The organism is Acidovorax sp. AC410, assembly GCF_979253235.1.
This window is the reverse complement of the sequence record NZ_CEEDCG010000001.1, coordinates 1,694,587-1,707,659: the sequence shown is the minus strand read 5'-3', so window position 1 is coordinate 1,707,659 and position 13,073 is coordinate 1,694,587. Positions and strand designations below refer to the sequence as shown.

The window sequence follows — 13,073 nt, the reverse complement described above, 5'->3', positions numbered from 1 at the left end:
ACTTGATGTTGGGGGGCGTTGGTGTGCTCTCCGGTCCGTGGAGAGACTGCGCGCCGAACGCGCCATTGTGCCGCAAGCCGGGGTGGCCGGGGCGGGCGGGAATCTGTTACAGGAACGCTCAGTGCCCCTGGCCCCGCCCTGTGGGGCGCAGCGGCCAGGTCAGCACCAGCCACAAGGCGGTGAGCACGGCCGTGGTGGCAAAGAGGCCCGGTGCGCCCGCCCATTTGACCAGGGCACCGCCCAGGGCGCCGCCGGCAAACAGCCCCAGGGACTGCAGGGTGTTGTAGCTGCCCAGGGCCGCGCCGCGCAGCGCGGCGGGTGCCATGCGCGAGACCAGGCTGGGCTGGCTGGCCTCCAGCGCGTTGAAGCCGCAGAAGAACACGAACAGCAGCGGCCCCAGCACCCACAGCGTGGGCGTGGCGCCGCTGGCGGCCAGGCCGCCAAGGCCCAGCTGCACCACCAGCACCAGGGCGATGGAGCCCAGCAGGGCGGCGCGCAGGTGCCCGGCGCGCTCCAGCGCGAACAGACCCCCCATGGCGGCGAACGACAGCACCACCGCCGGCAGGTAGGCCTGCCAGTGGTGGTCCTTGGGCAGGCCGGCCTGCACCAGCATGGCCGGCACGGCGACCCACATGGACAGCTGCACGGTGTGCAGCACGAAGACGCCCAGGTTCAGGCGCAGCAGGTCGGGGTGGGCCCAGACGTCGGCCAGGCGGCCCCGGGGGGCATTGCGGTGCTCCGTGGGCTCGGGGGGAACCAGCCACAGCACCACGGCCACGCCGGCCAGCGCCAGCGCGCAGGTCAGGCCGAACAGGCCCGACAGGCCGATGTGGGCGGTGAGCAGCGGTGCGGCCACCAGGGCCACGGCGAACATCAGGCCGATGCTGCCACCCACCAGGGCCATGGCCTTGGTGCGCACCGCATCGCGGGTCTGGTCGGCCAGCAGGGCCGTGACGGCGGCCGACACGGCGCCCGCGCCCTGCAGCGCCCGGCCCAGCAGCAGCCCGGTGAGCGAATCGGCCAGTGCCGCCAGCAGGCTGCCGCCGGCAAACACCAAGAGGCCGAGCACGATCACGCGCTTGCGCCCGAAACGGTCCGATGCCATGCCCAGCGGCAGTTGCAGCAGCGCCTGCGTGAGCCCGTAGATGCCCATGGCCAGGCCCACCAGGGCCGGGTCATCGCCCCCGGGGTACTTGCGCGCCTCCAGCGCGAACACCGGCAGCACCAGGAACAGGCCGAGCATGCGCAGCGCGAAGATCAGCGCCAGGCTCACGCTGGAGCGCCGCTCCAGCGGCGTCATGGCGTGCGCGGCCGTCGGCGGCAGGGGGGTCGAAGAGGAAGGGGCGGCACTCGGGGCCGGGGAAGGCATGAACAAGGAAGGGGGCTCGGTGGACGGCTGGCGCAAACCCCGATTCTCGCCCATCCCCCTGTCCGTTGACTTTGATCAAGAACAAACGGCCATCCGCTTGCGCTCAATAGACGTCGCGCCGGTAGCGTCCGTCCGCGATCAGCGCGTCAAGCGCATCGGCGCCGAGCACCTCGGCCAGCACCGCGTCCACGCCCGAACCCATGCCCTGCGCACTGCCGCAGACATAGAGGATCGCGCCCTGGGCCACCCAGGCGCGCAACTCACCCGCCGCGGCGCGCAGGCGGTCCTGCACGTAGCGGTGCTCGCCGCCATCGCGCGAGAACACGCGGTCCAGCCGCGCCAGGAAGCCAGCGGCCTGCCAGCCCTCGATCTCGGCGGCGCACAGGGTGTCGTGCGCGCTGTGGCGCTCGCCGAACAGCAGCCAGTTGCGCCGGTGGCCGGTGCGCACGCGCTCGCGCAGGTGCGCGCGCAGGCCCGCCAGGCCAGATCCATTGCCAATGAACAGGCAGGGCACGTCGCCCATGGCCGCATCGAAGCGCGGGTTGGCCACCAGGCGCACCGGCACCAGGGTGCCGAGCGGCGCATGCACGGTGAGCCAGCCCGAGGCCAGGCCCAGCCCGCTCGCATGCCGCTCCTGGCGCACCAGCAGCTGCAGCGCGCCGTCCTGCGGCAGCGAGGCCACGGAGTAGGTGCGCGGCGCCAGCGCCACCAGGGTGTCGGCACAGGCCTGGGCATCGGCGAAAGGCAGTGGCGGCACCGGCAGCACGCTTTGCGCCAGGGCCTCGGCCAGGGTGCAGGGCTGGCCGGCCAGGTGCACCGCCTGCGTGCCCGCCAAGCCGGCTGCCTGCAGCCAGGCCTGCACCGCTTCGGCCGCGTGCCGGGCTTGTACCTCGACCAGGGCGCCGGGGTGCCAGGTGGCCGGTGTACCGCAGGCCAGCGCCAGCTCGAACAGCGGCCCGCCCTCGCTGCCGGGGTTCAGGTGCTCACGGCTGGCCAGGCGCCAGGGGGTGTAGGGCAGCTCGGGGCCGGCGTCGGCCAGGGCACCGTCCAGCACCAGGTGCTCGGCCCCCTCCAGGGTGGCCAGGGTCTGCATCCAGCGGGCCAGGGCGGCCGCATCGCCGCTGTCCACTTCGATCAGTGGGAACAGGGGCTCGGCACTGCCTTGGCGCAGGGCTTCGTCGAGTGCATGGCCGTAGCCGCAAAAGCGTGCGTAGTTGCGGTCGCCCAGCGCCAGCAGGCCGTAGCGCATGCCGGCCAGGGCGCCCGTGCCCTGCTGCTCCAGCAGGCGCGTGAAGCGCCGGGCGCTGTCGGGCGGCTCGCCCTCGCCAAAGCTGCTGGCCACCAGCAGAACGCGGCGGTGGGCGCGCAGCGCCTCGGGGGTGAGCTGCGCCAGCGACTGCACGGCCACGCGCAGCCCGGCGCGCTGCAGGGCCGTGGCACTTTGCAGCGCGATGCGCTCGGCCTGCCCGGCCTGGCTGGCATAGGCCACCAGCAGGGTGTCTGCGGCGCTGCCGGCCACCGTGGCGGGCACGCCCTGGCCGTGCGCGGCGCGCGCGGCTTCGGTGGCGCGGCGCTGGCGCCGGCGGTCCAGGTAGAGCATCCAGCCGGTGATGGCGAAGAGCGGCAGGCCCAGGCTGGCCAGCAGCATGGCCACGCGCCCCGGCAGGCCGAAATAGGTGCCCATGTGTACCGGGTAGATGGTGCTCAGCGCGCGTGCGCCCATGCTGCGGTCGGCATAGCGGTCCTCTGCGCTGACCTTGCCGGTCACGGGCTCGATGGACATGCGGCTGCGCGCGCGCTCGTGCGGGGCATTGGCCGCGAGCCAGGTGACCTGCACCGGCTGCCCGGCCTTGGCGGGCATGCGCAGGATGGCCTCGGTCCAGTCGCCGGCCTGCTGCTGGAACACGGCCCAGGTGCGGGCCAGGTCCGGCGGTGCGGGCTCGGCGGCCTTGGGTTCCGCGCTGGCGGATGCCGGTGGCTTGGCGGGGGCGGTCACGCGCGGCGGGCGCTTCTGGCCGGCCCAGCCGTCCACCGTGTCGCGCACCGCATCGAAGCACCAGTAGATGCCGGTGGCCGTGAGCGCCACGTACATCACCAGCGCCCAGGTGCCGACGACCGAGTGCAGGCCCCACAGGAACGAGCGGCCCTTGAGCGCCGGGTCGAAGGTCAGCCAGCTGCGCCAGCGCAGCGCGTTGCGCGGCCAGCGCAGGTACAGGCCCGAGAGCGACAGGCCCAGCAGGCAGATCGCCAGCACGCCGGCCACCACGCGACCGGGTTCGCGCGGCAGCAGCAGCCAGCGGTGCAGCGACTCGGTCCATTCGAAGAAGCCGTGCCCCTGCAGCTCGCCCAGCACGCTGCCGGTGTAGGGGTGCACGTAGACCACGTCGCCACGCCGCTCGCCGGGGCGCGGCACGAAGGTCACGCGCGCCGAGCTGCCCGGCTCCGCCTGCACGGCCACGCTGCTGATGCGCTCGCTGCGGCCCGCGCGCAGCACCGACTCGGCGGCCTGCTGCGGCGTGAGCATGGGCCCGGCCGAGGGCGCCACATGGCGCACGCCGGGGTTGATCAGGTCCAGGATCTCTTCGTGGAAGGCCAGCAGCGCCCCGGTGAGCCCGATCACCACCAGCACCGTGCCGGCCGTGATGCCGATGAACCAGTGCACCTGGAACCAGGCCTGGCGCAGCGTGGGCAGGGCCGGCAGGCGCCAGCGGCGGCCGCGGGTCGGCGCACCGGGACTGGACACGGGCGCGGCGCTGTCGGGCGTGGTGGATGCGGAGGAGAGGGTGCGTTCGCTGGCCATGTTGCGCGGCGGGGGAGAGCGGTCCACCGCCGAGGCATGGCGCATGCCCTGGCGACAAAGTGCTTAAATGAGAATGATTGCTATTTTATGGCCATCCGCATGCCCGTGGTGCCGGGTCGGCCTTGGCCGTCATTTCCGGTTGCATCGGCAACGGCCTGTGCTTTGTCAGCAGCATGGCGGCTGCGCGGGGGATTGCGGTGGCCTATCATGGTGGGTTGTCCTGCATTGAGCCCGCCCCCGTGAAAAACGACCCTGTTGCCGACGACGGCCGATCTTCCGACGGCGCCTACCTGGCCCGCGTGCTGCGGGAGCAGCGCATCAGCATCCGCGGGGCGCGCACGCACAACCTCAAGAACATCGACCTCGATATTCCGCGCAACCAGCTGGTGGTGATCACCGGGCTGTCGGGCTCGGGCAAATCGAGCCTTGCCTTCGACACGCTGTATGCCGAAGGCCAGCGCCGCTACGTGGAAAGCCTGTCGGCCTATGCACGGCAGTTCCTGGGCCGCCTGGACAAGCCCGACGTCGACCTGATCGAGGGCCTGTCGCCCGCCATCAGCATCGAGCAGAAGGCCACCAGCCACAACCCGCGCTCCACCGTGGGCACGGTGACCGAGATCCACGACTACCTGCGCCTGCTGTACGCACGTGCCGGCACACCGTTCTGCCCCGACCACGGCCTGCCGCTGGCGGCCCAGACCGTGAGCCAGATGGTGGACGCCGTGCTGGCCCTGCCCGAGGACACGCGCCTGATGCTGCTGGCGCCCATGGCCCGCGAGAAGAAGGGCGAGTTCACCGAGCTCTTCGCGCAGATGCAGGCGCTGGGCTACATCCGCTTCAGGGTGGACGGCGCCATCTACGAGTACGAGAGCCTGCCGGCCCTCAAGAAGACCGAGAAGCACAGCATCGACGTGGTGATCGACCGCCTCAAGGTGCGCCCCGAGATGCAGCAGCGCCTGGCCGAGAGCATCGAGGCGGTGCTGCGCGTGGGCGGCAACGAGGGCAATGGCCGCGTGCTGGTGCTGGAGATGGATTCGGGCCAGGAGCACCTGTTCAGCTCCAAGTTCTCCTGCCCGGTGTGCAGCTACTCGCTGGCCGAGCTGGAGCCGCGCCTGTTCTCCTTCAACTCGCCCATGGGCGCCTGCCCGGCCTGCGACGGCATCGGCCAGCGCGAGGTGTTCGACCCCCTGCGCGTGGTGGCTTTCCCCACGCTGAGCCTGGCCAGCGGCGCCATCAAGGGCTGGGACCGGCGCAACGGCTACTACTTCGCCATGCTCGAGAGCCTGGGCCGGCACTATGGCTTCGATGTCGAGGCACCTTTCGAGTCGCTGCCCGCCAAGGTGCAGAACGCGGTGCTGCACGGCTCGGGCGAGGAGGAGATCGCCTTCAGCTACATCATGGACAGCGGCCCCTCCAAGGGCAAGGTGCTGAGCCGCAAGCACAGCTTCGAAGGCATCCTGCCCAACATGGCGCGGCGCTACCGCGAGACCGATTCGGTGGTGGTGCGCGAGGACCTGGCGCGCTACCGCAGCACCCAGCCCTGCCCCGAATGCCATGGCACGCGCCTGCGCCGCGAAGCACGCCACGTGAAGGTGGGCGAGGGCGAGCAGGCGCGCGCCATCTTCGAGGTGAGCCATGCCACGCTCAATGACGCGCATGGCTGGTTCCGCTCCCTGTCGCTCACGGGATCGAAGGCCGAGATCGCCGACAAGGTGGTGCGCGAGATCACCACGCGGCTGCAGTTCCTCAACGACGTGGGCCTGAACTACCTGAGCCTGGACCGCAGCGCCGAGACGCTGTCGGGCGGCGAGGCGCAGCGCATCCGCCTGGCCAGCCAGATCGGCTCGGGTCTCACGGGTGTGATGTACGTGCTCGACGAGCCCAGCATCGGCCTGCACCAGCGCGACAACGACCGCCTCATCGCCACCTTGCAGCACCTGCGCGACATCGGCAACAGCGTGATCGTGGTCGAGCACGACGAGGACATGATGCGCGCCGCCGACCATGTGATCGACATGGGCCCGGGCGCCGGCGTGCATGGCGGCCGTGTGATGGCCCAGGGCAGCTACGACACGGTGCGCAACCACCCCGAATCGCTGACCGGCAAGTACCTGTCGGGCACCTTGGCCATCGCCGTGCCCCGGCGCCGCACGCCCTGGCTGCCGGTGGTGGAGGCGGCAGCGCCGGCCCCTGCGCCGGCCAAGGGCAAGTCGCGCTTTCCCGAAACCGAGGCCAGCAAGCGCCGCGCCGAGCGCATGGCGGCCCACCATGCGCGCCAGGGCGCCGTGCAGGCGCTGCGCGTGGCCGGCGCCACGGGCAACAACCTCCAAAACGTGACGGTGGACTTTCCCGTGGGCCTGCTGACCTGCGTGACCGGTGTCTCGGGTTCGGGCAAGAGCACGCTGGTCAACGACACGCTGTACGCCGCCGTGGCGCGCCAGATCTACCGCGCGCACGAAGAGCCCGCCGCGCACGACGAGATCGTGGGCATCGAGTACTTCGACAAGGTCATCAATGTGGACCAGTCGCCCATCGGCCGCACGCCGCGCAGCAACCCGGCTACCTACACGGGCCTGTTCACGCCCATCCGCGAGCTCATGGCGGAAGTCAACACCGCCAAGGAACGGGGTTACGGCCCGGGGCGCTTCTCCTTCAACGTGGCCGGCGGCCGCTGCGAGGCCTGCCAGGGCGACGGCGTGGTGAAGGTGGAGATGCACTTTTTGCCCGACGTCTACGTGCCCTGCGATGTCTGCCACGGCCAGCGCTACAACCGCGAGACGCTGGAGGTGCTCTGGAAGGGCCGCAACATCGCGCAGATCCTGGAGCTCACGGTGGAGGATGCCTTCGCCTTCTTCAAGGACGTGCCGGCCCTGGCGCGCAAGCTGCAGACCCTGCTCGACGTGGGCCTGTCCTACATCCGCCTGGGCCAGGCGGCGACCACGCTCTCGGGCGGCGAGGCGCAGCGCGTGAAGCTGGCGCAGGAACTGTCCAAGCGCGACACGGGCCGCACGCTCTACATCCTGGACGAGCCGACCACCGGCCTGCACTTCGCCGACATCGACCTCTTGCTCAAGGTGCTGCACCAACTGCGCGACGCGGGCAACACCATCGTCATCATCGAGCACAACCTGGACGTGATCAAGACGGCCGACTGGCTCATCGACATGGGGCCTGAAGGCGGTGCCGGCGGTGGCATGGTGGTGGGCGTAGGCACGCCCGAGGACTTGGCGGCCAACCCCGCCAGCCACACGGGCAAGTACCTCGCGCGCTACCTGGCCTAGCGCAGGCGCTGGGCCACGCTGAGATCCAGCGATCCCATGAAGGCTTCGACAGCCCGCGTGTAGCCGCTCTCCAGGCCCAGGTCGGCGTTGATTTCGCCGTGCGTGAGGTCCTGCGGCAGCACTTCGGCGCGGCCGCCCAGGGCCTGCACATGGGCCGCCATGCCCTGCGCCTGCAGGCAGGGGCGGTCGGGCCGGCTGGTGGAGCACACGAACTGGTAAGGCGGTTGAGCCCCGGTCACGGCATGGTAGGGCGAGATTGCAAACCAGAAGGCCGGGTCGCTGCCCAGCACCTCGTCGTACAGCGGATAGTGCGGCAGCGACATCACGACCGGCGCGTTCAGCAGCGCGCTGTCCAGCGACACCGTGCCCAGCCAGGGCGTGACGCCCAACTGCTGCAAGAGCGGCGCATGCGCGTTGACGAACGACACCAGGTGCGCCCCGGCCGAGTGGCCCATGAGGATGAACTTCGTGGGGTCGGCCCCCCACTGCGCGGCCTGCTTCTGTGCCGTGTCGAGCGCCACGGCCACGTCGATGGCCTCCTGCAGCACGTTGACCGCCGGGTGCAGCCGGTAATTGACCGAGATGAAGACGAAGCCGCGCGGCACCCAGCGCGCCGCCTTTTCCTGCACCACGCGGGACATGGCCTTGTCGCCTGTGCGCCAGCCGCCACCGTGCACCATGAAGATGACCGGTGCGGGGCCGCCCACGCTGCTGCGCGGTGTGCTGGGCAGGTACACGTCCATGCGCTGCAGCGGGTCGGGGCCGTAGGGTATGTCGGCGATGCGTTGCACGCCGGCCGGCAGCGCGGTCACGGTGCCGCCACCCGCATCGTCGAAGAAGCCGGCGGGGTCGGCAGGCTGCGCCTGGGCTGGCGCCATGGCAGCCAGCGAAGCCAGGGCCAGGCCCAGCGGCAGTGCGGCCCGGCAGGCCCAGGCGCAAAGGCGGGGAGCGAGGGTGGTGGTCATGGTGGTGTTCTCCTGCGATGGTAGTGAAGAAAAGGCGACGAGGGGGCGTGGCTGGGGCTACTGCGGCGTGCCCTTGCGGCTGGCCAGGCGCGCGGCGATGGCCGCCGTGATCTCGGCTTCGGTCACGAAGCCCTTGCGCTGGGTGTCGATCTGGTCGAACGCGCTGTAGACGCGCGGCATGCCGGCCTGGGCCTCGGCACGGGTGAGCTGGCCGTTGCCGTCCTTGTCGGCGGCCACGAAGCGCTGGTGCAACTGCTCGCGCGCCTCCCGCATCTGCTGGGTGCGTTGGCCGGGCGGCGCGGCCTGGGCGCTGGCACCAGCCACCATGCCCGCGGCGAGCAGGCCGGCCACGGCCAGCGTGCGGGTGGAGAAAGAGGTCATGGGTCGGCTCCTGGGGCGATGGGTTGCGGATGCCCCGACTGTGGCGCCCAGGTGTGAGCCATTTGTGGCGTGGATGGGCCGATGTATGACAAAGCATGACGAAGTGGCCTGCGGCAGGGCCTTGCGCCCTACCATTGCCCCATCCTGAGTTGCACGCCCTCCCCTATGACCGACGCCCTGGCCCGTATCCTGGTGGCCGATGACGAGCCCGACCTGCGCGCCCTGCTGCAGCGCTATCTCAGCGACCAGGGCTATGCCGTGCGCACGGTCGATGGCGCCGGCCCGCTCGATGCACTGCTGGCGCGCGAGCGTTTCGACGTGCTGGTGCTCGATGTGATGATGCCGGGCGAGGACGGCCTGTCCATCTGCAGGCGCCTGCGCGCGCAGGGCGAGACCATTCCCATCCTCATGCTCACGGCGCGCGGCGACCCGGTGGACCGCATCATCGGCCTGGAGATGGGTGCCGACGACTACCTGCCCAAGCCCTTCAACCCGCGCGAGCTGCTGGCCCGCGTGCAGGCCATGGTGCGGCGCCAGCGCATGCTGGGGGCGCACACCGGCCCGCTGCAGGCCGGCGGCAGCATCCGGTTTGGCGATTTCACGCTGTGGGTGGATGAGCGCCGGTTGACCCGCGACGGCCAGGACGTGCCCCTGACCAGCGGTGAGTTCGCCCTGCTGCAGACCCTGGCCCAGCAGCCGCGCCGCCCGCTCGGGCGCGACCGGCTGATGGCCCTGGCCTACGGGCCCGACCACGAGGCCACCGACCGCAGCATCGACGTGCAGGTGATGCGCCTGCGCAAGCTCATCGAGGCCGACCCGGCGCAGCCGCGCCACATCCGCACCGTCTGGGGCGTGGGCTATGTCTTCATGCCGGACGGCTTGGCACCCACCGGGGGCAATGCATGACCGCCACGGCGCCTGCGCGCAGCTGGTGGCCGCGCAGCCTGCTGGGGCGCAACCTGCTGCTCATCACGGCACTGGTGGTGGCAAGCCAGCTGTGCGCCGTGGTGCTGGTGCGCCAGATGATTTTGCAGCCGCGCGTGGCCCAGGTGGCCGACGGAGTGGCGCGCAATGTGGCCGCTCTGCGCGCCGGGCTGGACGTGCTGCCGCCTGCGCAACGTGCGGCCTTCGTGGAGGCCTTCAACCGCCAGGCGGCCCAGGCTGTACTGGAATCCGACGAGCCGCCGTCCCCGCGCCGGCGCGCCCTGCTGTCGCCGCTGGAGCAGCGCTTCGTGCAAGCGGTGGCGCGGCGCTTGGACCAGGCCGAGGCCAGCGCGGCCGGTGGGCCGCGCTGGCGCCGCGATGGAGCGGGCATGCTGGCGCTGCGCGTGGCGCATGGCGGCACCGACTACTGGCTCAGTCTGCCCAGCGTGTTCCCCACGCGCGAGTTCACCGGTGCCTGGCTCATGGCCACGGTTGCCGGCGTGCTGCTCGCCCTGCTCGGGGCCTGGTGGCTGCAGCGCCACCTGAATCGGCCGCTGGCCCGGGTGGTCACTGCGGCGCAGCACCTGGCACACGGCCAGGCTCCCGCCCCTCTGCCGGAGGATGGGCCCGAGGAGATCGCCACGGTGGCGCGCAGCTTCAACCAGATGGCGCGCAGCCTGGCGGAGGCCGACCGCGAGCGTGCGCTGATGCTGGCCGGCGTGTCGCACGACCTGCGCACGCCGTTGACCAAGCTGCGCCTGGGGGTGGAGATCGCGCAGGCGCACCTGGACGCGCCGCTGGCCGCCAGCATGGCGCGCAGCATCGAGGAGATGGATGCCATCGTCGGCCAGTTCCTGGACTTTGCCCGCCTGGGCGACGGCGAGGCCGCGGTGATGGCGTCGCTCGACGAGCTGGCCCGGGCCGTGGCCGAGGCGCAGGCCGACCATGGCCGCGCGGTGCGGCTGGAGCTGGGATCAACGCCAGCGGTGCTTGTGCATGCACAAGCGCTGCGGCGTGCCGTGGACAACCTGGTGGAGAACGCGTGGCGCCATGGCGCTGCGCCCGTGGTGCTGAGAACGGGCGCCGGTGCGGCAGGCGTGTGGATCGAGGTGGCGGACCACGGCCCGGGCATCCCTCCCGCCGAGCTGGAGCGCATGCGCCAGCCTTTCGTGCGCGGCGGTGGCGGCGCACGTGCAGGCGCCCCAGGGGCCGGGCTGGGCCTGGCCATTGCCGAGCGCGTCGCGCGAGCACATGGCGGCACCCTGGAATTGCACAGCGCGCCGGGCGCCGGCTTGCGCGCGCGGCTGGTGCTATCGCGCCCGGAGTAGGTTGGCGGGGGATCAGCGCAGCCGCGGCGCGGATGCCGGGGCCGTGTCCCCAATGCGGAACACCGAGACCACCTGCACCAGCTCTTCGGCCTGGCCTTGCAGGCTGCTGGCCGCCGCTGCCATCTCTTCGACCAGGGCCGCGTTCTGCTGGGTGGCCTGGTCCATCTGCGTCACGGCTTCGCCCACCTGGGCCACGCCCAGCGACTGCTCGTGGCTGGCGGCACTGATCTCGCCCATGATGTCGTTCACCCGGCCGATGGCGGCCACCACCTCGTGCATGGTGTTGCCGGCGCGCTCCACCAACTGGTTGCCCTGCTCCACACGCTCGACGCTGGCGTGGATCAGCGTGCGGATCTCGCGCGCCGCCTCGGCGCTGCGACCGGCCAGGCTGCGCACCTCGCTGGCCACCACGGCAAAGCCCCGGCCCTGCTCACCCGCGCGTGCGGCTTCCACGGCGGCGTTGAGGGCCAGGATGTTGGTCTGGAAGGCAATGCCGTCGATCACACCGATGATGTCGGCGATCTTCTGCGATGAGGCGCTGATGCCCTGCATGGTCTGCACCACCTGGGCGACCACATCGCCACTTTGCACCGCAATGGTGCGCGCACTGCCGGCCAATGCACTGGCCTGGCGCGCGCTGTCCGCATTCTGGCGCACCGTGGAACTGAGTTCCTCCATCGAGGCCGCGGTTTCCTCCAGCGCGCTGGCCTGGCTTTCGGTACGCGCCGAGAGGTCGTTGTTGCCTTGCGCGATCTGGGCGCTGGCCGTGGCCACGCCTTCCGAGCCGCCGCGCACCTGGCTCACCACGTCGGTCAGCTGGTGGCGCATCTGCACCAGGGCCGCCATGAGCTGGCCGACCTCGTCCGTGCCGTGGGCCGCGGCGGTGCCGCGCAGGTCGCCCTGGGCCACGGCATTGGACAGCTGCACCGCCTGTGCCAGCGGCACCGTGACGGAGCGCATAAAGGTGCGCGCCAGTGCCACCGCCACCGCCAGGGCCACGGCCAGCAAGCCGAGCTGCCATAGCAACTGGCGCTGCAGACCCACGACGCGCTCCTGCAGTGCGCCATTGAGCAGGTCCATGGCCTGGGCATTGAGCGCATACAGTGCGTCGATGGTGCGGGTGAATTCGTCGAAGTAGTCCGAAGCCGGGGCCGAGAGCTCGGCCGCGCCGATCACTTCCCTGTCGGCGCGCTGCAGTGCCTGCTGGACCTGGGTGTTCACCGCCTGCGCGGGGCCGCCGAGCGCCTGGCGGAAGACCGGGTTGTGGAGCATGGCGCGCTCCAGGCTGCGCAGCGCATCGCCCTGCAATTCCACCACGCGCTGCTGCAATGCCATCAGGCCGCCCTTGCCTTCGGGAGCCAGGGCCTTGCCGCTCAGCGCGGCAGAACCCTGGGCGCGCATCACGCCGAGCTTTTCACCGAGCATGGGCACATGCACCAGTGAGGCCTGGACGAGGGCGTTCGTGTCCTGGCCGGGGTCGAGCGCCAGGCCGTAGTGGTGGAGCAAGGTCTCGTTCAGGCGCATCACCCCGGCGATGAGCTGGGTGTGCTGCGCCGTGCTCTGGGCCGACTGAAGGCTGCGCGCGGCGACTGCCTGCTCCAGGGCCTGCCAGGTCTGGCGCAGCTGCTTCCAGTTGGCTTCGTCGGCCGCTGGCACGCCCGCCTCGGCGAAGCGGGTGGCCACGTCGGCCATGGCTTTTTCCACCGCCTCGCGCGCTGCAGGCCGGCGCGCCGCCAAGGCCTCGTTGCCGCCGAGCATGCTGGCCGAAAGGCCCCGGTGTACCTGCATGCCCTGCACGACCTTGTTGAGCGCCAGCAAAGGCGGCGCACCCCGCGCCTCCTGGCGCGCCGTGGCCATGTCCTGCAGGGCATCGCGCACGTGCATGAAGGTGGGCAGGGCCGTCATCGCCAGCGCGATCAGCCCGAGGATCAGGAACTTCTGGAGCAAGTTCAGACGGTTCAGGGAGGTCATGGCGAAAGCGGCAGCCGGTGCATGCGCGAGGTTGCGGGCCCGGCGCGGGGCCGG

At 71.3% G+C, this 13,073-nt stretch carries 8 protein-coding genes; 3 read left to right on the top strand and 5 right to left on the bottom strand.

The features are described from left to right. Positions 1-118: 118 nt before the first annotated feature. Together AC0IZS_RS07910 and AC0IZS_RS07905 are read right to left on the bottom strand one after the other, a co-directional pair. The gene (locus AC0IZS_RS07910; RefSeq protein WP_471639483.1) at positions 119-1,300 is read right to left on the bottom strand and encodes an MFS transporter; all 1,182 of its coding nucleotides are present in this window, start codon (positions 1,298-1,300) and stop codon (positions 119-121) included. Between the two features lie 172 nt (positions 1,301-1,472). Beyond that, positions 1,473-4,214 carry a PepSY domain-containing protein gene (locus AC0IZS_RS07905; RefSeq protein ID WP_471635125.1) on the bottom strand — a complete coding sequence of 914 codons (2,742 nt, stop codon included), beginning with the start codon at positions 4,212-4,214 and terminating at the stop codon, positions 1,473-1,475. Between the two features lie 254 nt (positions 4,215-4,468). Here AC0IZS_RS07905 and uvrA point away from each other — a divergent pair, with 254 nt between their 5' ends. Beyond that, positions 4,469-7,450: an excinuclease ABC subunit UvrA gene (gene uvrA, locus AC0IZS_RS07900; RefSeq protein ID WP_471639482.1), complete on the top strand. Its 2,982-nt coding sequence runs from the start codon at positions 4,469-4,471 to the stop codon at positions 7,448-7,450. Here the strand turns inward: uvrA and AC0IZS_RS07895 are convergent. Then, positions 7,447-8,415 carry an alpha/beta hydrolase gene (locus tag AC0IZS_RS07895; protein ID WP_471635124.1) on the bottom strand — a complete coding sequence of 323 codons (969 nt, stop codon included), beginning with the start codon at positions 8,413-8,415 and terminating at the stop codon, positions 7,447-7,449. The genes uvrA and AC0IZS_RS07895 overlap by 4 nt on opposite strands. A 57-nt stretch (positions 8,416-8,472) precedes the next feature. Further along, the gene (locus AC0IZS_RS07890) at positions 8,473-8,796 is read right to left on the bottom strand and encodes an EF-hand domain-containing protein (protein WP_471635123.1); all 324 of its coding nucleotides are present in this window, start codon (positions 8,794-8,796) and stop codon (positions 8,473-8,475) included. Positions 8,797-8,961: 165 nt separating this feature from the next. On the opposite strand from AC0IZS_RS07890, the gene ompR reads away from it, so the two are divergent. Together ompR and AC0IZS_RS07880 are read left to right on the top strand one after the other, a co-directional pair. Then, positions 8,962-9,702, top strand: coding sequence for an osmolarity response regulator transcription factor OmpR (gene ompR, locus AC0IZS_RS07885; protein WP_471635122.1), 741 nt, complete (start codon positions 8,962-8,964; stop codon positions 9,700-9,702). Continuing rightward, positions 9,699-11,048: an ATP-binding protein gene (locus AC0IZS_RS07880; RefSeq protein WP_471635121.1), complete on the top strand. Its 1,350-nt coding sequence runs from the start codon at positions 9,699-9,701 to the stop codon at positions 11,046-11,048. Before ompR ends, AC0IZS_RS07880 begins: the two co-directional genes overlap by 4 nt. A gap of 12 nt (positions 11,049-11,060) precedes the next feature. Here AC0IZS_RS07880 and AC0IZS_RS07875 read toward each other — a convergent pair whose 3' ends face one another. After that, entirely contained in the window at positions 11,061-13,019 is a 1,959-nt protein-coding gene (locus AC0IZS_RS07875) for a methyl-accepting chemotaxis protein (protein ID WP_471635120.1), read from the bottom strand. Positions 13,020-13,073: the final 54 nt, after the last annotated feature.